The 21,414-nt window shown below is 65.9% G+C and carries 16 protein-coding genes; 11 read left to right on the forward strand and 5 right to left on the reverse strand.

Annotated features, from left to right (window positions below; genetic code table 11):
- Positions 1–209: 209 nt before the first annotated feature.
- Positions 210–548 carry a pilin gene (locus MBA17_RS45865; protein ID WP_238505024.1) on the forward strand — a complete coding sequence of 113 codons (339 nt, stop codon included), beginning with the start codon at positions 210–212 and terminating at the stop codon, positions 546–548.
- A gap of 184 nt (positions 549–732) precedes the next feature.
- A complete protein-coding gene (locus MBA17_RS50850; RefSeq protein WP_238505026.1) occupies positions 733–2,355 on the forward strand; it encodes an alpha/beta hydrolase family protein in 1,623 nt (540 codons plus the stop codon).
- Between the two features lie 65 nt (positions 2,356–2,420).
- On the opposite strand, the gene MBA17_RS45875 is transcribed toward MBA17_RS50850, so the two are convergent.
- Together MBA17_RS45875 and MBA17_RS45880 are read right to left on the reverse strand one after the other, a co-directional pair.
- On the reverse strand, positions 2,421–2,699 hold the full coding sequence (locus MBA17_RS45875) for a hypothetical protein (RefSeq protein ID WP_238505028.1): 279 nt from the start codon (positions 2,697–2,699) through the stop codon (positions 2,421–2,423).
- Positions 2,700–2,771: 72 nt separating this feature from the next.
- Entirely contained in the window at positions 2,772–3,257 is a 486-nt protein-coding gene (locus tag MBA17_RS45880) for an ATP-binding protein (RefSeq protein ID WP_238505030.1), read from the reverse strand.
- A gap of 777 nt (positions 3,258–4,034) precedes the next feature.
- Here MBA17_RS45880 and MBA17_RS45885 point away from each other — a divergent pair.
- Positions 4,035–5,042: an NsdA family TPR-like regulatory protein gene (locus MBA17_RS45885; RefSeq protein ID WP_238505031.1), complete on the forward strand. Its 1,008-nt coding sequence runs from the start codon at positions 4,035–4,037 to the stop codon at positions 5,040–5,042.
- On the opposite strand, the gene cutA is transcribed toward MBA17_RS45885, so the two are convergent.
- On the reverse strand, positions 5,005–5,340 hold the full coding sequence (cutA, locus tag MBA17_RS45890; protein WP_238505032.1) for a divalent-cation tolerance protein CutA: 336 nt from the start codon (positions 5,338–5,340) through the stop codon (positions 5,005–5,007). The two genes, MBA17_RS45885 and cutA, sit on opposite strands and share 38 nt — an antisense overlap.
- Positions 5,341–5,674: 334 nt before the next feature.
- Between cutA and fxlM the strand changes: the two genes are divergently transcribed.
- The 5 genes from fxlM (at position 5,675) to MBA17_RS45910 (ending at position 12,365) form a co-directional block, all read left to right on the forward strand.
- Positions 5,675–6,961 (forward strand): methyltransferase, FxLD system, encoded by a 1,287-nt coding sequence (gene fxlM / locus MBA17_RS45895; RefSeq protein ID WP_238505034.1) that lies wholly within the window; start codon positions 5,675–5,677, stop codon positions 6,959–6,961.
- A gap of 31 nt (positions 6,962–6,992) precedes the next feature.
- Entirely contained in the window at positions 6,993–7,127 is a 135-nt protein-coding gene (locus MBA17_RS50080; RefSeq protein WP_274386965.1) for a hypothetical protein, read from the forward strand.
- Positions 7,128–7,195: 68 nt separating this feature from the next.
- Complete coding sequence (locus tag MBA17_RS45900; RefSeq protein ID WP_238505036.1) at positions 7,196–10,099, forward strand: lantibiotic dehydratase; 2,904 nt, start codon at positions 7,196–7,198, stop codon at positions 10,097–10,099.
- Positions 10,096–11,244 (forward strand): lanthionine synthetase C family protein, encoded by a 1,149-nt coding sequence (locus tag MBA17_RS45905; RefSeq protein WP_455432980.1) that lies wholly within the window; start codon positions 10,096–10,098, stop codon positions 11,242–11,244. Before MBA17_RS45900 ends, MBA17_RS45905 begins: the two co-directional genes overlap by 4 nt.
- Positions 11,245–11,261: 17 nt before the next feature.
- Positions 11,262–12,365 (forward strand): thiopeptide-type bacteriocin biosynthesis protein, encoded by a 1,104-nt coding sequence (locus MBA17_RS45910; protein WP_238505037.1) that lies wholly within the window; start codon positions 11,262–11,264, stop codon positions 12,363–12,365.
- Here the strand turns inward: MBA17_RS45910 and MBA17_RS45915 are convergent.
- Together MBA17_RS45915 and MBA17_RS45920 are read right to left on the reverse strand one after the other, a co-directional pair.
- The gene (locus tag MBA17_RS45915; protein WP_238505038.1) at positions 12,301–13,131 is read right to left on the reverse strand and encodes a hypothetical protein; all 831 of its coding nucleotides are present in this window, start codon (positions 13,129–13,131) and stop codon (positions 12,301–12,303) included. The two genes, MBA17_RS45910 and MBA17_RS45915, sit on opposite strands and share 65 nt — an antisense overlap.
- A 634-nt stretch (positions 13,132–13,765) precedes the next feature.
- On the reverse strand, positions 13,766–16,129 hold the full coding sequence (locus MBA17_RS45920) for an AAA family ATPase (RefSeq protein WP_238505039.1): 2,364 nt from the start codon (positions 16,127–16,129) through the stop codon (positions 13,766–13,768).
- Positions 16,130–16,275: 146 nt separating this feature from the next.
- Between MBA17_RS45920 and MBA17_RS45925 the strand changes: the two genes are divergently transcribed.
- From MBA17_RS45925 to MBA17_RS45935, 3 genes are read left to right on the forward strand one after another with little or no spacing between them, the layout of a single operon-like run.
- Positions 16,276–18,120: an N-6 DNA methylase gene (locus tag MBA17_RS45925; RefSeq protein WP_238505041.1), complete on the forward strand. Its 1,845-nt coding sequence runs from the start codon at positions 16,276–16,278 to the stop codon at positions 18,118–18,120.
- Complete coding sequence (locus tag MBA17_RS45930; protein WP_238505042.1) at positions 18,117–20,114, forward strand: type I restriction-modification system subunit M; 1,998 nt, start codon at positions 18,117–18,119, stop codon at positions 20,112–20,114. The genes MBA17_RS45925 and MBA17_RS45930 overlap by 4 nt, the downstream gene beginning before the upstream one ends.
- On the forward strand, positions 20,111–21,385 hold the full coding sequence (locus tag MBA17_RS45935) for a restriction endonuclease subunit S (protein WP_238505044.1): 1,275 nt from the start codon (positions 20,111–20,113) through the stop codon (positions 21,383–21,385). The genes MBA17_RS45930 and MBA17_RS45935 overlap by 4 nt, the downstream gene beginning before the upstream one ends.
- Positions 21,386–21,414: the final 29 nt, after the last annotated feature.

Here is a 21,414-nt window from a genome sequence, read left to right on the forward strand (position 1 = left end):
CTCGGGGTGGAGTTCCGGGGGCGATCGCCCGTTCCCATCAGGCCAATCGTCCCTCGTCCTTTGAAGGAGGACACCCATCCCGGACCGCTCCGGGCCTGTGATCACGGCTGGCTGCCCGTTCAGGACCTCTCGTTCTTGGGAGCCATGTCATGAAGCCGTCTCGGCCGTCTCGGCCTTGTCCGTTGTTCGTTGTCCGGGTTCCGGCAGGGGTGAGCTGGACTCGGCGTGGTGTCGCGTCGCTGATGTGGACGGGCGGATGCACGGTGGCCGCGCTGACCGTGCCGGGGATCGCCGAGGCGATGACCGCGCTGGCCGACGCCTCGCTCGACCAGGTCATCACCAACCTGCGGAACGTGGTGGTCGGGTTGCTCGTCGGACTGGCCACGCTGTTCTTCACCATTGGGGGAGTCCGCTACATCCTGGCCGGCGGAGACCCCGGAGAGGTCGAGGCCGCCAAGAAGACGCTGCGGTACGGGGCGCTCGGGTACGGGGTGGCGGTGCTCGCGCCGGTCCTGGTGCAGATTCTGCAGCGGATCGTGGGGGCCTGACATGGCCCGCACCCACCGAGGGGCGGTCGGGCTGCTCGTCTTCTTGGCGCTCGGCGCCGCGCTCGCCTCGGTACTGATCAGCGGACGCGCGCTCGCCTCATCCTCGGCACCAAGTACACCGCCTTCACCGGCTCCCACCGCAACGCCTTCTCATGCTCCCAGCCCGACGCCGTCGCCTTCGGCCGTGGCGCCGGAGCAGGAGTGCGGGTTCATCGACGCGGCCTGTGAAGCACGCCAAGCGGTCAATGGGTGGTTCACGCATCTGGTGGAGTCGGCGTCCAAGCCGGTGTTCACGATGCTCGGGTCGACCGTACTGGCGACGCCGGAGTTGAACTCCCCGGGGATGGCACGAGCCCGGCAGCTGTGGGAGGTGTCGCGGACGATCGCGAACACCTGCTTCGTGCTGCTGGTGACGGCCGCGGGCGTGATGCTCATGGCCGGGCAGGCGCTACCCGGGGAGAGTTCGGCGCGGGAACTGCTGCCACGGCTGGTGTGGGCGTTCCTGGCCGCGAACCTGAGTCTGGTCGCGATCAGGTACGCGATCACCTTGGCGAACGGGCTGAGCCAGGCGTTCCTGGCTGACGGGGCAAGCCGAATCGACCCGGAATCGGTGTTCAAGGTCATCAACGGGACGATCCTGGCGGGGATCGCCACTCACGGCGTGTTCTTCGACCTCGCGACTGGAACCATTCGCTCGATCGCCAGCCCGAGCTGGGACGTCGAAATCCTCGACGCCGCCGCAGGAGTCCGCCTCTGGTGTGTCAACGAGGCCGGCCGCTCCCGCCTGCACGCCGACCGTGGCGGTTCCCCGCTCCCTCTCCCCGATATCCCGCCCGGCGTCATCTCTGCCCTGTCCCTGTCACCGGACGCCTCCCTCGCGGTCATAATGATCAACTCTGCGGCGAGACCAGCAGAGCTAGCGGTCTTGGACTTGGCCCGCCAGGAGTTCCGATATCTCACCGACACCCGACCCCCCGCGCTGCACGTCATCGACCCCATCGCCCCCGAGCTGATCACCTACCCGGCCCGTGATGGACGCGGCGTCCACGCCCTGCTCTACCGCCCGGACGGCCCAGGCCCTCACCCGGTCCTGCTCTCCATCCACGGCGGTCCGGAATCCCAGGAACGCCCCATCTACGCCCGCTCTGGCCTGTACCAGCACCTCCTCCACCAGGGAATCGCCATCCTGGCCCCCAACTTCGCCGGATCCACCGGCTATGGCACCGCCCACCAGAAACTCATCTACCGCGACTGGGGAGGCATCGACCTCGACGACCTGGACCACGGCATCAAATACTTGCACACCCTCGACTGGGCCGACCCGAACCGCCTTGCCGTCATGGGCGTTTCCTACGGTGGCTTCGCTGCGCTGTCCTGCCTGGCCCGCCTGCGATACCCATGGGCCGCGGGGGTCTCCATCTGCGGCCCGAGCAACCTCCTTACCTTGGCGAAGGCGTCACCACCCACCTGGAAGGCGTTCGTCGCAACCGTCCTCGGTGACCCCGACACCCGCGCTGAACACCTACTAGAGCGCAGCCCCGTCACTCACGCCGACGGCATCAACGCTCCCCTGTTCGTCATCCAGGGCGCCCACGACCCACGTGTCCCCCAGGCCGAATCCGACCAGATCGTCACCCGCCTGCGCGAACGCGGCGTCGAAGTCCGCTACGACATCTATCCCGACGAAGGCCACGGCTTCACCAACCGCGCCAACGAACTGACCGCGTACGAGGCAATCAGCGCCTTCCTCCACACCCACCTGATCGCCACCACCGCCGACCACTCCGAACCGCTCCGCGTGGGCTGATGACCCCCAAAGCGAACGGTGCCCACCCGTAGACCGGATGGGCACCGTCGCACGCTACCTAGGGTTCAGACGTCACCGTTCGCCCGTGACGCACCGCCGTCCGGCCCTCCGACGGCGGACCGGAGGAGTAGCGGGCTGGGGCGGTGCTGGGCCCGCATCTCGCGCACGTTGTCGCCGAGGGCGTCGAGGGCGCAGTCGAGGCTGACGTCGAAGCTGCAGTCCTCGTCGCTGTCGACGTAGACGAAGGTCACGTCGCACATCAGCGCGAACAGCTTCGCCCGCACGTCATCGCCGTACCCCGGATAGAGCCCTTCGAGGACGGTCCCGAAGTCAACTGCGCTCATGTTCGCCATTCCTCCGGTGGAGCGTTCTGCGTACGCCGGAGGGCAGCCTGATAGCAGCAGGCCGACCTCCCCTCATCCCGCTGCACCGTCCGCACACTCGACGTTCCTGGCCTTGAGCTCGAGGTAGGCCCACACCGTGTGCCCGGTCTCTGGCCTACCGATCCGGGAGAGCTGTACGGCAAGCACCTTGACGATCGGGAGCCCAAGCCCGCCCGCGCTCGGCCCCTGCTCGGCCTGTTGACGCTTGAACCGCGGGATCCCGGCTCCACCGAGGTCACAAACCCCGAGGTAGGCCGGGCCGTGGTCGGGGAGACGGACCTCCACTCCGAACCAGCCTTCGGGGTGGCCGGACCGGGTATGCCGCAAGGCATTAGTCGCGAGTTCGGACACGATGAGCCCAGCGTCGTTCTCGCGACCCGTTCCGGCGAACAACGCCTCGACCATGCGCCGGGCGTGCCTGACCTGCTCGATTTCTCCAGGGAACACGCACCGCCACGCCATCCGCTCGGGCGTGCGCATCCATTCGTGTCGTTCCGGCGGTTTCGTCGTTCCGATCATCCGCAGCGTTCCTTCTATGGTCGTCGGCCGTCGCAGCCGGGCGGATGCGACGGGCCCATGGGGACCCGACTCCGCGTCATGGGTCAAGCCGTCCAGTACATGTGGGACCTCCTGCCTGAGGTGGGCGGCGCGCCTGTCGCGTGTCAGCACAGCCTGCCCATGTCCTCTCTTCGCTCGGAGAACGGACTCGACCAGCCGGCGTGCGCTCGCTGGGATGTCCTCGGCCGCCATCATCCAGACGAGGTTGAGAAGGGCAATCTGCGCGACTGGGACAGCGAGCGCCAAGGTCCGCGACGCTGCGGTGTCCGAATCAGGTTCATAGTGCGGTGCCTCAAGCCGCCCGTTCGAATGCGGGTCTGGTCACCGAAAGTGAACACCTGCGAACGGAGGTTGTCAGGAAGAGAATGGAGGAGGTTGCAGGAGGACCCTCAGCTACCGGCGTATAGGTGAGCCCAGATGAGCGAAAATGGCGTCAGGCCCGGCTGGGCGGAGGATATTCGCGCGAAGCGGCTCCGCCGGTGCTGGACTCAGAACGAATTGGCACGACAACTCGAGCTCGCGGCTGATCCCAGGACACGCGCCGCCCTACCGAGCCGAAGCTCGATCATCCGGGAGGTCCGCTTTCATGAAGCAGGAACCCACCAGCCCGGCCCTGTGTACGCCGAGCTCTACCGACGTGTATGGACGCGGAACCCGCAACCGCCGCCAGAATCACAATCCGAGCTGCCCAGCGACCACCTTGCCCTGGCTTGGACAGTAGGAAGGCTCAACCAGCGCGTGGACCGCCGGACCCTCTTGCAACTGGCCGCGACCGCCACAGCGGCCACAACACTCGACCCAGCACAACGCCTCATGCGAGCCCTGGCCGGCGACCACCGGCCGGACGATACGACGATCGCTCACCTCGAAGACCGAACACGGGGCTTCCACCGCCTCGAAGAACACATTCCCGCAAAATCCCTCTACCCGGCACTGATCGCCCACTTGAACGAGGTAAGCGCGCTGTTGGAAAGCGGCCTTCCGGACGACCACCGGCACCGGTTGGCGGTGGTGGCCGGGGAGAGCGCCGTCCTGGCTGCATGGTTCGCCTGGGAGCAGGGGGACGAGCAAATGACCGCCTCGCATACCCGGCTGGCCAACCTCGCCGCAAAGCACACGAACGATGCCGCCATCAGCGCCTGCATGGCGGGATACCGCTCGTATATGGCGGCTGGGAACCGCGCCCGCAGCACTCGGCTCATTTGGTGGGGGCTCGACCGGATCGGCGAGGGTGATCGCGCAACGCGGGCATGGTTGCTGGCCCGCCACGCCGAGGAGACGGCGCTCCTCGGTGACTACCGTGGCGCGTTGTGCTCGATCCGCGAAGCGATGGATATCTATGCTGGCGCAGACATCAACGCCCGTCCGTGGACGTGCTTCCTCGACCCGGGGCGCTTCGCGTCCATGAGCCTTACCGTCTACTCGCGACTCCGGCGCCAGGACGATTCCGTCGCCGCCATGGACGAGATCGCGCTACACCTCGGGCCGGCGACCGAGCTCAAGAAGTTGTGCGTCGTCAAGGCCGAGATGGCGCTCGCACAGTGCCGCCTCGGAGATGTCACCGAGGCGATCAACTCCGCACGGTCCGCCCTCGACGCCACGACCGCGATGGGGTTCCCGCTCGGCTGGGAGCGTCTCGACATCGTCGCCGCGGAACTCACGCCCTCACGAACCCAGGTCGCCAGGGACTTCCGCACCGAATACGCCGCTACTCGCCCTTCGCGGAAACAGCCGTCTCTTCTGTGACCCAGTTCAGGTAGCCGGCAAGGCCGCCCTCGATCGGGACAGCCACGATCTCCGGCGTCTCATAGGAGTGGGCTTCCCTGACGACCACGATGAGGTCATCAAGCCGGGCCGCAGCGGTCTTCATGAGGATCAAGTACTCCTCGTTCCGCTGGATCTCGCCCTTCCACCAGTAGGTAGAGACGATCGGGCCGCTGATCTGGGCACCGGCCGCCGCGCGGCTCTCGACCGCCGCATTGACGATGCGCTCGGCCTCTTCGCGGGTTCCGGCGGTCACGTGAACTTCGACATGGCGGGTCATGGCTCCGAGCGTACGTCCCTGAAACGATCACCTCCTCTGACCTCCTCTATCCGGATCGGCCTCCTTCGCCTTGACTGGCGGCAGCAATCGCCATCCCAGTGCCGGAACGGAGCCTCAGCGTGACCCTGCTCGGAGTTCCTTGCCGCCGTCCAACCGCCTCCTCGAGGGCGACTCGGTGGGCACCACTTCGCCCTCTCGGACGGCACGGCACATGACTACCCGGCTTGGTGCCGACCCGCGCGCGCTGGAATTCCACGATGGGGCGCGTTGGAGAGGAAAGGATGGGACCACGCGCACCTCAGGGCCCTTGACGATGCGGGCCAGTATCCCGGAGGTGGATCCGCCAACGGATTCCTCTGGCGACAGCGGCTTCTACCAGAGAGAAGGCAGCATGTTGGAAACGATGAGCGCCGACGAGCTTCGCAGTGCGCTGGTCGAGAAGATCGCAGCCCGGCACCAGGCGCTGGGCTTGGCCTTGCCGGCTGAGGTCGAGCGGGCACTACGGGCGGTGCCCCGTCATCTGTTCACGGGCGACGCCGACCTGCACGCTGCCTACGAAGACACTGCGATCATCACCAAGCGCAACGAGCGGGGCATCTCCATGAGCTCGGTGTCGGCACCCTGGCTCCAGGCGATGATGCTGGGCCAGGCCGAAATCAAGCCCGGCGACCGGGTTTTGGAGGTGGGGTCCGGCGGCTACAACGCGGCATTGATCCGAGAGGTCGTCGGGCCGACGGGTTCGGTGACCACGATCGACATCGACCCTGAGGTCACCGGCCGCGCCGGACAGTCTCTGGCAGATGCGGGATACACCGACGTGGAGGTGATCTGCGCTGACGCCGAGTTCGAGATCGAACCGGGCAGAAAGTTCGACGCAATCATCGTCACGGTCGGCTCGTGGGACATTCCCCCGGCCTGGCCATCGCAGCTCGCCGAAGGCGGGCGGCTCGTCGTCCCGCTGCGCACCAAGGGCCTGACCAGATCCTGGGTCCTTGAACATCAGGGCGGCACGCTGGTAAGCCGGGGACATCAAACGTGCGGGTTCGTGCCGATGCAGGGAGCAGGAGCCCACCATGGCACCGCGATCCCGCTGCTGGACAAAGACGACGATTACGCCGTCGGGCTGTGGCTCGACGAACAGGAGAACATCGACCCGGCAGCGCTGTCCGGCATCCTGGGCCTGCCCCGCGTGGAGGTGTGGACCGGCATCACCGTGGACACCGGGATCCGGTTCAGCGATCAGGACCTATGGCTCGCCACGACCCTGCCCAGCTTCAGCTTGATCACCGCGTCGCAGAAAGCGCTCGACGACGGCATCGTGGCGCTGCCATGGCGGTACGGCACACCAGCGTTCGTGGACGGTCCGAACCTGGCCTACCGCGCCAAGCCCCGCGCTCTTGACGGCGCAGTCTTCGAGTTCGGTGCGTTCGCACACGGCCCGCAGGCGGAACAATCCGCCCAGCGGTTGGCCGGACAGATCGCCACATGGGATCAGGCCGGTCGGCCGGAACCCCGCCTGTCGGTCCACCCGGTGGCCACGCCGAACGCCGAACTACCAGCCGGGCACGTGCTGGACAAGAAGCACGCCCGTCTCGTGATCGCCTGGCCAACGGCCAGGTAGCCCCACCCTTCCCCATCGAAAGGATCCTGTGATGGAGCCGAGCGAATTCACGCTCAACGTCCGCCTCGTGAATGCCGCGCCCATGATCATCGGCGCCGACAGCGAGGACTGCACCAGCGACAACTGCGGTGACACCCCCGGCAGTGCCGGCATCGCCAACTGCTAACACCCATCAGGTGTTCCCGGCCATGCGGAACATGGCCGGGACCCCCTCCGGAACGGAGGACCGGCCAGATGCATCCCTTGCGAGCTGTGGACGCCGCCGTCATCCGCGTCGCCGCCTACCCCGAGGGCCTGTCCCTGCCGCCGTGGCCCGACCTCACCGGCGACGACGTCAGCAGTGGGGCCGACTGGATCGGAGAGGTCTGGCCGTTGCCAGACGTACGCGAAGCCGTCACGATCGCGAGTCCCGATCTGGCCCGCGTCCTCACCGCGTTATGTGAGAACCCGGAGGCATTCCGGCCGCGTCAAATCCGTCGCGCGGCCGAGGCGCTGATGCGCTATCTCCTGCGGTGGACGAGCCGCGCCACACCGTTCGGTCTGTTCGCCGGAATCGCCCCTGTGACCATGGCCCCCACCTCCTCGATCGTGTTCGGTGAGCGGCATACCGCCGTCCACCGACCGGACTCCATGTGGCTCACCGACGCGATCAGAACTCTGGAAGATCAGCCGGCCCTGCTGCGGACGCTGCCGGTCATGACGAACAACCTGGGATTCGTGCGGGGCGCCGACTGGGTGCTGTCCCACCAGCCCTGCGCGGAGGGCCCGGTATCGGACGTGTCCGTGCGCCACACCGCAGCGGTCCGCATGGTCCTTCAACAGGCCGCCACACCGGTCGTTTTCGGTGATCTCCTGGCAAAGCTGGCCGCTGAGTCTCCCCAGACACCGGTCACGGTCATCGAGGAAATGCTCACCGAGTTGGTGCGCTTGCGGATCCTGCTCACCAGCCTGCGACCGCCGATGACCGTCACCGACCCTCTCACCCACATCACCGCCCAACTGCATGGACGGGAAGCCATCCCCATCACCCTGGATCCGGGACCGCGTCTGGCGGTCGGTCTACGGTTGGACTGCTCGATCAGCCTCCCTCCCCGCGTGATCGCTGAAGTTGAGGCAGCCGCCGCTATCCTGCTCCGGCTGGCCCCGGGGCGGCCCACGTGGCGGGCCTACCACACCGCGTTCCTCGACCGTTATGGTCCAGGAGCTCTCGTGGGGATCAGGGAACTCCTGGACCCTGATAGAGGGCTCGGCTACCCCGCCGGGTACCGGGGCTCGCCCTTCACCAACGACCCTGCGCCGACGCGCAGAGATGTCACGTTGGCCGCCATGGCCCACAAGGCCGCCCTGGATGGGTACGCGGAGCTGGTCCTCACCGAGGACATGGTGACCGAGTTGGAGACCGCCGGCGGCAGCGCAGCGCCGGTCCCGCACACGGAGTTGCGGGTCCGCCTCAACGCCCCCACCCCCACCGCGTTGGACACCGGGGCCTTCACCCTCACCGTGGCATGCGCGTCGCGGCACGCCGGGACGTCGGTCGGCCGGTTCCTACATCTTCTTCATGCCGCAGACCGGAACCGGATCATTGAGGCATACCGTCGCCTTCCGACCGGCACGGCCGGTGCGATGGCTGTGCAGTTGTCGATCCCTCCACTGTTCGCCCGCACGGACGCCCTGGCCCGGACTCCGAAGGTCCTGCCGGTGCTGTCGCTGGGGGAGCATCGTCACCCGCAGGACTCGTCGATCGATCTCGATGACCTGGCGGTCACCGCTGACGCCCGCCGCCTGGTCCTGGTGTCGCTGACGCGCGGATGTGCCGTGGAGCCGTTGCTGCTGAACGCGATCGACCTACGTCGCGGCGCCCACCCACTGGCCCGGTTCCTGTGCGAAGTCAGCACCGCGACCTCGACACCCTGCACCACCTTCGCGTGGGGCCGCGTCGCCGACCGGTTCGCGTTCCTCCCGCGCGTCCGCTACGGCCGCACGGTCCTCAGCCCGGCTTGGTGGAACCTCACCGCCACAGCCCTGCCCGCGAGGGACACCACCACCCGGGAATGGGTCAAGCAGTTCCAGGAGCACCGGCACGCCCGCCATATTCCGGACGTGGTGCGGTTCGGCGACGATGACGTGCTGATCCGGCTGGACCTGACCCAGGGCGCGCACCTGGCGTTGCTGCGCCGCCACCTGGACCGGACCGGCAGGGCGAGGCTGACCGAGGACGGGACCGACGACGGCTGGATCGGCGGGCGCCCCCACGAGATCGTCGTCCCTCTCGCATCCGGCGCTCCGCCCCGCCCATTGGCGCGACCGCTGCGGCCTGAACGGATCCACCACGGTCCCGGCCACCTGCCGGGGGGATCACCGTGGCTGTACGCGAAGCTGTTCGCGCACCCGGGACGCCAGACCGAATTGCTCACCACCTTTCTGCCGGATCTGTTCGCCGACTGGGAGCATGGCGCGCCCGATGACTGGTGGTTCATCCGCTACGGCACCCCCGCACCGCACCTGCGGGTCCGATTTCAACTGCATGACGGCGACCGGTACGGCCCCGCCGCCCGATCGCTCGGCCAGTGGGCAAGCACCATTGCCCGAGCTGGTTTGCTTCGTGATCTCTGCCTGGACACCTACCGGCCCGAGACCGGCCGATTCGGCACCGGCCCCGCCCTGGCCGCCGCCGAGGGTGTGTTCGCCGCCGACTCCGCAGTCGCGGTCGCGCAGTTGCGCGCCACGGAGAACGCCCAGGCCGCGACTGCGGTCAGCTTGGTCGACCTCGCGGCGGGCTTCCTGGGCATCGACGGCTTGGCCTGGCTCGTGGAGCACCTCGCCCACGGCGGGCCTAAGGCGCTCGATCGGGCTGTTGTGGGGCAGGCCCTTCGTCCAGCGAACATTCCGCCCGAACTGCTCGAGCGACGCCGTACAGCCCTTGCCGCCTACCGGGCACTGCTCGACGCCACCGACGTGAACGCCGTTATGGGCGACCTGCTGCATCTTCACCACGCCCGCATGATCGGGATCGATACCGAGTCGGAGCGGACCTGTCTGCGGTTGGCCCGGTCCCTCGCCCAGAGCCGGATCACACGAGGAGAAGGGAGCGGCAAATCGACATCCACCAGCGGGCCCGTCACCGTGCCGACGGCATAGCCCGGCAACTCAAGACACCTCATCCGACCGGGCCGCCGGTCCAGTCACTCAGCGGCGGAGCCGTCGGGATCGCGCTCCTTCACATCGAACGTGCCATCACGGGCAACGCGGGGTGGCAGGAGGCGCACGACTGGCTGAGCGCAGCGACCCGAGATGAAGTCACCATGGGGGTGGGCGCCTGCCTCTACCACGGGGCGCCCGCGCTCGCCTTCGCATTCCACCCCACCCCCCACCCGGGATACCGACCCGCGCAGGCGGCCCTCGACGAAGGCATCGCAGCCCTCACCCGCGACCGGCTCGCCGCAGCGTCCCAGCGTCTGGCGCGGGGCGAGCGGCCCGCTCTGGCCGAGTTCGACCTGATCAGCGGTCTCACCGGTCTCAGCGCACACCTGTGGAGACGTGACCCCGGCGGCGACCTGGTCAAGGACGTGTTGGCCTACCTCGTCCGCCTCACCGAACCGGTGGACGGCCTGCCGGGCTGGTGGACGATGTCCTCATCCCGGCGCGCCACACAAGCCCCTCCTGGCGGGCACGGCAACAACGGGATGGCCCACGGCATCGCCGGGCCATTGGCGCTGCTGTCGCTCACCGCCAGAGCCGGCCTGATCGTGCCAGGCCAGATAGAGGCCATCGGCCGGATCTGCACCTGGCTGGACAACTGGCAGCACGATCACCTCGGCGCCCCTTGGTGGCCCGAAACGATCACCCTCGCCGAGCTCCAGCGGGGCCGGACCACCCAACCCGGGCCATTGCGCCCATCCTGGTGCTACGGCACCCCCGGCCTGGCCCGCGCCCAGCAACTGGCGGCCCTCGCAACCGACGACACCACCCGCCGGGTCACGGCCGAGTCCGCCCTGACCGGTTGCCTCAACGACCCGCGCCAGCTACGGCGGATCGTCGACCATGGCCTGTGCCACGGCTCGGCGGGAGTGTTCATGACCGTGGCCGCCTTCGCGGCCGACGCGATTGCCCCGTACGCCCTGCCGATGTCCCTCGTCACCGACCTGCTGCTGGACGGCCCTGCCGCGACCAACGCACCACCTGGGTTTCTGGCCGGAAACGCCGGCTATGGGCTGGCCCTCCAAGCCCTTGCCGACGGCGCGCCACCCACCACCACCTGGGACACCTGCCTCCTGCTCCGCTGACTGGAATGGAGTAATCCGTGCAGCCTGATCTCTGGCGGCAAGCCAACGTCACTTTCGCCGACCGCTCTGCCGCCGAACACCTCGCCGCCTCAAGCATCGGCCCGGTCTTACAAAACGCCGAGGACCACGGGCTACTCTCCGCTTGGTTCTTTATCCGCAAAGCGCAGTGGCGGTTCCGATGGCTGCCCACCAGCCCCGCGGCCCACGAAACGGTCCTGCACACCTTGGCCCAGGCCGGCGAGTCGATGACATGGACCTCTACCGTCTGCGAGTTCGAGCCCGTCGCCTTCGGCGGAGAGGCTGGCATGGACGTCGCGTGCACGCTCTTCCATGCCGACAGTCGTCATCTGCTGCGCAGGCTGGAAGCCGACCAGCTACTTGGCCGACGGGAGACCTCGATCCTGCTGTGCAGCACGCTGCTGCGCGGCGCCGGTCTGGACTGGTTCGAGCAGGGCGACGTATGGGCCCGAGTCGCCGACCTGCGCCCACATGAGACCGCCATCCCCGCCGACCCCAATCACGCCCGACAGCTCCGCGACGCAATGCGCACGCTCATGACCACCAACACCCAGGCCTTGTGCGACCCCGTGGAAGAAGGGCCTCTGTCGGGCTGTCAAGCATGGATCACCGCCTTCACCGAAGCCGGCCAAGCCCTCGCGTACCTGAACCACCACGGCGAGTTGGAACGCGGTCTACGAGCCGTTCTCGCCCACCACCTCATCTTCCATTTCAACCGTGCGGGCCTCAACGGAGCGGACCAGGCCACCATGGCCGCTCTCGCGACGCAGGTCGTCTTCCACGAGGGCGTCGCACACGATCCGATTCCACCCGAGCACCTGGCTGTAGTGGAGGAGGCGGCCATACCCCTCCACGACCCGCACCCCGGTACCCGACCCACACCCGCGAAGACCATCCAATGCAGCACTCACACCATTGGAACCGCGCTTCCCCCTGATCGCGCGTGGCGAGCTTTGCCCGTAGGCGGCCTATGGCAGGGCTCCGATACGCCATCTCCCGCAGGTACGCCGAGAAGGCCGCCGCGGGTGTGGAGCGACCTCAAGCACGCAGACCGAGAGAACGGCGGGCGAGCTCTCTCGCGGCCGGAGGCAACTGCCGATTAATCGCCAGGGCCTGTAGAGCGCTATTGCCGGCAACCGTGTCGACAGAGAGTAGTTCCTCCGCGGCTTGGACTCTATGGAGCGGTTGGGCGGCGCGGTCGTCGACGAGCTCCGCGAGAAAGCTCTTCCCCTGCTCTGGAACTCGTTCCGCGACAGCAACCGCTAGCCGGAGACGATCGGCACTCGCGACCTTGGCCGAGCGGATCAACTCGCCGATCCCTGAAGGGGTGACGGTTCCAGGCGCATGTTGAATGAACGCCGCCGCGACTGCAGCCCTAGTCTTCAACGGAGCGGTCGGATCTCCAATGAACTCCATGCTGATAAGGCCTGCCCAATCCTCCTTCTGTACATCGATCAGCCAGGACCAGCCGTTCTTCGGAAGAAGCCGACGCGCCTCGGCGTAGCCGGCTTCGAAGCATTGCTGGACGAGTTCCGCTGCAGCTCGATGACGCAGTTCGACGGGCAAGCCCTTGGTAGCCATCACGTAGCAGATTCCGACGAGGTACTCGGATCGAGTGGCTTGGCCTACCCACCCTGTACCGGACGTGACGCGCGCCAGTTCCTTGCTGAAGGAGCTGGGCTTGGTAATCAGCCACTCGGCGGCAGAGGCCGCGGCACCGCCACGCATCCAGCAGACTTGAATCGCGATCAGGCGGACCGCATTCGGAAGGCTCTCGTCAGCCATCCTGACCAGGGACGAAGCGATCGATTCGTCAGGAACGCGGCGCTTCGCAGGTGCGTCGCAACCAGGAAGAAGCAGGTCAGTCACGTGATTCTCCTCGACAAGAGGGGGATGATCTGGGGAGACATTGGCCGCTGCACCATCATGCCTCACCAGGGCGTCTCAAAGATCAAATGGGCGGGCAGATCGGAACCTTCACAAGAGGTGCACCTATACGCAGCAGGACAACGGATCCTCTGCTGGCCCGGTAGCAACGATCAGCCCAACCGCGAGTTCCGAGAGCCGGGCACAAGTGCCGCTATGGGCCTTTCTGCCCGGCAACGTCGCCAAGCCCTTGTTGATAAATCATGAGGTGCTTCGAGACTACGAGGACAAGCGCGTCGCGAGTGCAGTGACCTCGCGGTGCAACGTCCGCAATTCGTCTCCGGTAGGGGCGAGTTCGTACGAGTGGTAATGGCAGGCCGCGCTGAGAGCTCCCCAGGCTCCCGCCGCAGTCCGTGCGGTCTCCCTGTCGGTATAGGACGTCAGGCACAACAGTTGCGCCCGCATAGTGCACATTTCGACTCCGGGGGCCACCCGTTTCCAGAAGGCAGCCAGGACTTCCTCTAGCGCGAGCCGGATGAGGAAGGCTGCCGCGCGGGGCCACAGCCCGGGAACGCCCGGTGAGGTGTCGGTGGAGCGCCCGCGAAGTAGTAGGGCGGCGTGGTTCAGCAGGTCCATGTCAGCGCTCCTCCTTAAGCTTGCGGGTCAACCGCCCGACCAGCTCGATCGGGTCGTTGCCGGTCCCGCGCAGCCCTTCACGCCCGGCTCCGTGGAGGCAGGCTGCGTAGACGGTGGCCGCCCATCCGCCGTAGGTCTGGCGCAGCCAGCCGATGACATCGCCAGCTCTGCGAATGTCGCCGAACAAGGCAAGCGCGGCGATCTGGTTGAGTTTCCTGGCCGAAGCCACCGCGCTTTCGATCTCGCCATAGCCGACGCCAGCGGCGACGAGCCTGCGCCTGGTCAGGCCTAGGAAGGCCGCCTCGATAGCGACTCGGCACAGTCCGGGCACCACAGTGTCGGCCACGCCAATCGGCAATCCGGGGGTGCGGGCCAGGTCGCGAGCGTCGCGCAGCGCCCGGTTGATCGGGTCGTTCGTCTCCACCACCGAAACGATCGAGCGTTCCTTCCGCATGACCTCCAAGATCGTGGCAGGCAGCGTGAGTCTCGTGACGGCGTCGGACAACCGCGTGTCATGGGTGAACACGATCACCTGACGAGTCTGCGCGACCATGGACAGCGTCTTGGCCAGGCCGTCCACCTTGCCGGGATCCATGGACTGCACTGGATCATCGATGACCACGAAGCGGAACGGGCTCTCTGGCGTGGCCGTCCTCGGCAGGAACAACGACAGGGCCAATGCGTGCAGCTCGCCCTGACTCATCACGCCCAAGCCGGCTGCGGGGGCGTCATCGACCGTCACGTCGAGCTGCAAACGGCGCATGTTGCCGGTGCCGGTGAGCTGGATCGGCCCAAGGCTGACGTTGCTCTCCTGCCGCAGAGCCTGCCAGTAGAGTGCGCTCTGCTGGGCGTGCGGCGTCATTCGCTCGTTCCGGATCTCGTCGTGGACGCGACGCAGCCACGCCACGGCCTTCTTGGCCTCGGCGTGCCGAGGCTTGGCGGCGACGCCCACACGAGCCGCGCTTACCCAGGCGGCGAGGGCGACGGCGCCATGCCGCCACACCTCATCCAGCCCAGCCAGGCGCGACCGCGCCTCCTGCACGGCGTCGGTGCCTACCTCCCGCAGTCGTCTTGCCCCTTCCTCGAATCGCCGGGCGAGCTCGGTGTCGTCACCGAGCTCTTGACATGCCTGCAAAGCGGACCAAGCCTCCCCCACCGGCGCGGGCAGTCGTGCAGGTGCCACACCGACCAGTCCGAGCAGCGCCTCGCGTGCGGCACGTCGTTCGGCGTGAGCGCGGTCGGCCGCCGCGGCCTCGTCGCGAAGCCGCACGATCTCCCGCTCGGCCTGCTCGGCCCAGGCGGCATCGATCCGCTGTGGTGCGGCACAGACCGGGCACGAGTCGTCGAGCGGCCGACGAGTGTGGTGGGCCAGGGCGCGGTGGAAGAGGTCGACACGGTGTCTGGCGTCCTCGGCGTCGGAGCCGTTGAGCGCCACGACGGCTCTGGTTGCCGCAAGCAGTCGCTGTGCTGCCTCCTGTACGGCTGACGCCTGCGGGAAGGTGAACTCGGCCAGTTTGCGCAGCATCTCCGTGTCATCGGCAGGCTGCGCACCTCGGCCGCTCACCAGTGCCTCCAGCGGGGCTAGGTCAGGGGCAGGCTTTCGAAGGAGCGCGACTGCCTCGGCTGCGCGTGGATCGGGGATCTGCTCCAGTTCGGCCAAGAGGCCGGGCAGCATGGCGCCTGGCCGCTTCACTGCCATCTCCAGCTCCTTGACCTCCTGCTTGAGCTGGTCGATCGCCTGGGCGACGGGCCCCATGCCGAGGATCTTCGCAATGTTCTCGTACAGGCCGGTCGGTCGATCGAGGACCTTGCTCAGCTCCGAGTAGGGCAGGAAGGGACGGAACAGCGCCATCGGACCCGTCAGTCCGGACTTCTTGAACGACACCGTCGCATGACCGGGGCGAGTCAGCGTCGAGATCGCCTCGTCGACTTTGGAGCCAATCCACTGGTGCCCGACAATCGAAGGCTCCCGGTCGCCGTCGAACAGCAACTCCAGCTCGACTTCGGCGGCTCCCTCCTCATGGACGTTCTGGAAGGTCTGCCACACCTGAGACTTTCCGGCCCAGCGGGAGTTCTCGCCGGTCAACGCGACTTCGATGGCCTCCGCGAAGCTCGACTTGCCCGAGCCGTTCCGCCCCGTAATCAGGGTGAGCCCGGGGCCTTCGGTGATCTCCAGTCGTGCCGTACGGCCGATACCGCGAAACCCACGCACGGTCACCGCCTTCAGGTAGGCGTGCGGGAGCTGCGGCTGCAGGTCGCCTGCATTAGGCGCGCCCATGGCCTTGATGACGAGTTCCTTGGCCGAGGAGCTCAGGGCCGAGCCCGCCAGCTGGGCCTGGATCGTTTCGTGGAGCGTGGAGGGCACGAAGACTCCTCTCGAGGGTGGTTGTTCTCTCCTCGATCTATAGAAGCATCTGTTAGCTCTGCAAACAATGCAACAAGTGCTCCATAGACGCGAACAGTCATAATGGACTAGCTTGTAGCTAACGGACCTACACGGAGGTGACCCGAGTGGGCGATCAGGTAATGGTGACCGCAGCCGAGATCGCACGGCTGGCCAAAGTGGAACGCGCCGCCGTCAGCAACTGGCGACGAAGGCATCCCGACTTCCCCGACCCCGTTGCGGGCACCCCTGCCAATCCGCTCTATGCGCTCCCTGAAGTCGAGCGCTGGCTGGCCGCTCGCGGCACCCCCGCCTCGATCGCTCCGGCGGATCGACTCTGGCAGGAATTACGGGTGCAATACGAAGACGTTCGACTGGCCGACGGCCTAGCCGACGTTGCCTCGTTCCTCTCTTGTCCCGGCCTCGGGGCCACCCTGAAGAAGCAGTCCGATGAGACCTTCGCGGAACGCATCCCCGTAGTGGTCGCGCAGAACTCCAAGCTCCCGGGCGGCCCGCCGTTCTCCCATGGCTTGCGTCCCTCGCAAGTGGCCTTCTGGCGTCGACTTGCACACGCCGCCGATGAGAACCCTGCCGAACTCTTCGAGGAGCTTCACAGCCGCTACATCGATTCAAGCTCGCGATCCACGCCGGCGACCCCACCTGAGCTCGCCGCGCTGATCTCCACCTTCGTCCACTCTGGCGACCGGGTTCTCGATCCTGCCTGCGGTACCGGCACCCTGCTCTGGACTCTGTCCGGTAAGGGAGCAAAGTCCCTCACCGGACAGGAGATCGATCCGGCGCTGGCCCGCATCGCCGCGTTCCGGCTGCGCCAGGCCGACATCCTGGCGGGCGACTCGCTCCGCAACAGCAAGTTCCCCTACCCGTATGACCTAGTCGTCTGTGATCCGCCCACCGGCGTCAAGGAATGGGGGCACGAGGAGCTTGGCTACGACGCGCGCTGGGAGTTCGGCCTGCCGCCGCGAGCGGAATCGGAGTTGGCCTGGGTGCAGCACTGCTACGCACACGTATCCCCGGGCGGCATCGTGATCATCGTGATGCCGATCGCCGCCGCCTCCCGGCGGTCAGGTCGGCGAATCCGCAGCAACTTCCTACGCAGCGGCGCCCTCCGCCAAATCATCGCTCTGCCACCCAGACTGGCGAGCAGTCACTCACTCGGGCTGCACCTGTGGGTCCTCACCCGCCCGGAGGAAGCGGGCATCCCCCAAGCTGTGAAGATGATCGATGCCTCCGGCTTCGACCGGAAACAGCTTCGCGATGGCTTCCCGGTAGATGCTGGCGTGGCCGTCCCAGTCGTCGACCTGCTCGACGACGAGGTGGACCTCACCCCGGCCAGGTATGTGACCCGTCCGGCTCATAGCCTCGCCGACGATCATGTGGCGGCCTTGGAGGAGCTCAGCCCGCTGCTGCGGCGCCTGCCCCGAGCGCTCCCCGGCCGGTATGAGCGGACCGAGGTTGCTATGTCGATGGTGCCGATCGCGGACCTGGTCAAGACCGGATCCATCCTGCTGCTGCTCAACCGCGAAGCTCCCCGCTCCGACCTGCGCCCCCAGCCCGGCGACATCCTCGTGCCTGCCCTCGACCCGAGTGCAGCACCGACTGTGCTCGGAAAAGCGCTCGACCATCCCCCACCCGACTGCCACCTACTCCGCTGCGAGCCCGCCGTCCTCGATCCGCACTTCGTCGCGGGCTTTCTGCGCAGTGAGGCCAATCTCCGCCAGGCAGTCACCGGAACCGGGACGTTCCGCTACGACGTACGGCGAGCGGTCATCCCACGAATGCCGCTGGCAGAGCAGCGGCGCTACGGCGCGGAGTTCCGGCGGCTGGCCGAGTTCGCCGACTTGCTGCACCGTGCGGCAGCTTTCGGTGAAGATGTCGTACGGCTTGCCCATGATGGTTTGACGAGCGGACTGTTCGATCTTGCTCCGGATGCTCTGGAAGGCGATTTGACGTGAAGACGAGCCATAGCCAATTGGCGAACCTCATCTGGAAGGTGGCCGATCTCCTTCGCGGCAACTACAAGCAGTCCGAATACGGCCGGGTGATCCTGCCGTTCACCGTGTTGCGGCGGATGGACTACGTCATGGAGCCGACGCGCGAGCTGGTCTGGGAGAAGGACGCCGCCTACAACTTCCCTGACAAGGATGAGCTGATCTGCGACCAGATCGGCGTGCGCTTCTTCAACCGGTCGAAGCAGAGCTTCAAAACGATCGCCGCCGACCCTGCGAACGCTCGCAAGAATCTTGAGGACTACGTCCGGGGCTTCTCCAAGGCCGCCCGCGAGATCGTGGAGAAGTACGAGTTCGAGCGTCAGATCGTCCGCCTGGACAACGCCGGAGTGCTCTACAAGGTCATCACGGCCTTCGCCGACTTCCCTCTCAGCCCCAAACAGGTCGACAACCATGACATGGGGGTGATCTTCGAGGAGTTGATTCGCAAGTTCGCCGACGCCTCGAATGAGACCGCCGGAGAGCACTTCACCCCCCGTGAGGTCATCGAACTCATGGTTAACCTGCTCCTCGCCCCCGACCTGGGAAGATTCAGTCCAGGCGACGTCATCAACATCCTGGATCCTGCCTGCGGCACCGGTGGCATGCTCAGCGCGGCCGAAGAGCACATCCGCAGCCAGGCCGTCCCGGGCCTCAACGTCGAGGTGTTCGGCCAGGAACTCAACGCCGAATCCTACGCGATCTGCCAGTCCGACATGATGATGAAGGGCCACGACCCGGCCAACATCAAGCTCGGCAACTCCTTCAGCAATGACCGGCACCAGGGCAAGACCTTCGACTACATGCTGGCCAACCCTCCGTTCGGAGTCGAGTGGAAGAACGTCGAGGACGCGGTCAAAACCGAGACTGAGGCTCTCAAGCATTTCGGCCGATTCGGGGCCGGCCTGCCTCGCATCAACGACGCGTCATTCCTCTTCCTTCAGCACATGAACTCCAAGATGCGCCAGCCGTCGCAGGGCGGCACCAGACTCGCGATCGTCTTCAACGGCTCGCCGCTGTTCACCGGAGGGGCCAGCTCAGGCGAGTCGGAGATCCGGCGCTGGATCATTGAACGCGACCTTCTGGAGACGATCGTCGCCCTTCCCGATCAGCTGTTCTACAACACCGGTATCTCTACTTACTTTTGGATCCTGTCCAACCGCAAGGATCCCGCGCAGAAGGGGAAGGTCGTCCTGATCGACGCCCGCGATTACTGGGCCAAGATGCGCAAATCTCTAGGTGAAAAGCGCAAGGAGATCACCGAAGAGCAGATCTTCGAGATCACCAAGCTGTACGGCGAAGCGATCGACGCGGCTGAGGACCCATCGCACTGGGGCCATGGCAAGGTCAAGATCTTCGACAACGAAGACTTCGGCTACCAGCGGATCACTATCGACCGGCCGCTCCGGCAGCGGTTCGCGTTGACCGAGGAGACCGTGAAGGCCGTCGCCGAGACCAAGGCCTTCGCTGCCTACACCGAGGGCCAATTGCTGCTTGAGGCATTCAAGCCATTGATCGGTACAGCCTGGCCGATCCGGGCCGAGGCACGCAAGGCCCTGCTGGCTGCTGCCGCCGAAGGCGGGGTCATCTGGCCGGGCGCAACGGTCGACAAGGCCATCTGGAACGCGGTCGCCGTGTCCGATCCCGAGGGCGAGATCCAGGCAAAGAAGGGCGCACCTCTCCCCGATCCTGACTTGCGCGACTACGAAAACGTGCCACTGAAGGAAGACATCGACGAGTATTTCGATCGCGAAGTCCGTCCCCACGTCCCCGACGCTTGGATCGCCGAGATCAAGGATCCGAAGACCAAGGAGGTATCCCGAGCCAAGATCGGCTACGAGATCCCCTTCACCAAGCACTTCTACGTCTACACACCGCCACGGTCGTTGGCTGAGATCGATGCGGAACTCAAGGAGCTGGAAGCTCAGATCCAGTCACTCCTCGGTGAGGTGGTCAAATGACCAGCTCACAAGCGTGGCCGTGGCTACCGCCGTTGCCATCGGATCGCCCGCTGGTTCGCCTAGGATTCATTAGCAAACTTCAGACCGGGTTTACTGTCCACGGGGGACGCGACCTCGATGGCGATGTGGTGACGCGCCCGTATCTGAGAGTTGCCAACGTCCAAGCCGGTCAGGTGTCCCTGGATGACATCACCGAGATCTCCGTCCCTCGCGAGATGGCGAATCGCAGCACACTTCGCGCAGGCGATGTGCTGATGACAGAGGGAGGTGATCTCGACAAACTGGGGCGCGGCACCGTCTGGCAAGACGAGATTCCAGGATGCCTTCACCAGAATCATGTTTTCGCTATCCGTCCGGACTCAAGCAAGCTGAACGCCAATTACCTTGCCTGGGTCACCCAATCGCTTCATGGTCGCTGCTATTTTGAGAGCACTGGGTCCAGAACAACGAATCTTGCCTCCACAAACAGTAGCAAGATCATGAGCTTTCCGATTCCGCTACCAGACCTCGATCTGCAAAAGCGGATCGCCGACTTCCTCGACTCCGAGTGCTATCGCCTTAATAGGCTAACCGAGGCATTGCATAGGCAAATCGAACTGCTCGATTCTCGGGAAGATAGCGTACTTCACGAGCTTACCTCGCTGAGCAATACATCAGTCACGCGGATCAAGCACGTTGTTCGGAGACTTACTAGCGGACCGCGAGGCTGGGGGGAGCTGATCAGCGACTTTGGCGTCCCATTTATTCGGATAACGAATATCCCACGGCGAGGGATTGCACTCTCCCTTGACGACCTGGCCTATGCGAACTCTCCCGCAGGGCCCGAGCGGGAGAGGACGCGAACGCGAGCAGGTGATGTTCTGGTTAGCATTACTGCCGATATCGGCTCAGTGGGCATCATTGATACTCACACCACCAATGGGAATGTAAGTCAGCACGTCTGCTTGCTTCGCGTAGATGAATCAATATGTCATCCAAGATGGTTAGCCTATGCGATCAAGGCCCCCGCCGTGAATCGTGCACTAAAAATGATCAGCTATGGCGGAACCAAGGTTGGGCTTGGCCTTTCTGAGATCGCGGAAGCTATCATCCCATTGCCGAGTCTGACCACTCAAGATCGACAGATCAAACTCATAGACGAGGCGCTTGCTTGGAATGAAAGCCTTCGCGATCAACTGACCAAAAAGGCGACGCTCATCTCTGAGCGAAAGCAGGCTCTGATCACAGCAGCAGTGACCGGACAGGTCGACGTTACGACGGCGCGGGGGTGATGGGCAACATAGTGCCGTTTCTCCTGCGT

The sequence above is a fragment of the Dolomitihabitans soli genome, assembly GCF_022213955.1.
GTDB lineage: Bacteria > Actinomycetota > Actinomycetes > Streptosporangiales > Streptosporangiaceae > Streptosporangium_A > Streptosporangium_A soli.

What these genes read in the sequence shown, in the direction of transcription:
- cutA (WP_238505032.1), bottom strand. Translation starts at nt 5,340, where the DNA reads ATGACCCGCCATGTCGAAGTTCACGTGACCGCCGGAACCCGCGAAGAG.
- MBA17_RS50080 (WP_274386965.1), top strand. Translation starts at nt 6,993, where the DNA reads ATGGAGCCGAGCGAATTCACGCTCAACGTCCGCCTCGTGAATGCCGCG.
- MBA17_RS45935 (WP_238505044.1), top strand. Translation starts at nt 20,111, where the DNA reads ATGACCAGCTCACAAGCGTGGCCGTGGCTACCGCCGTTGCCATCGGAT.
- MBA17_RS45875 (WP_238505028.1), bottom strand. Translation starts at nt 2,699, where the DNA reads ATGAGCGCAGTTGACTTCGGGACCGTCCTCGAAGGGCTCTATCCGGGG.
- MBA17_RS45880 (WP_238505030.1), bottom strand. Translation starts at nt 3,257, where the DNA reads ATGATCGGAACGACGAAACCGCCGGAACGACACGAATGGATGCGCACG.
- MBA17_RS45900 (WP_238505036.1), top strand. Translation starts at nt 7,196, where the DNA reads ATGCATCCCTTGCGAGCTGTGGACGCCGCCGTCATCCGCGTCGCCGCC.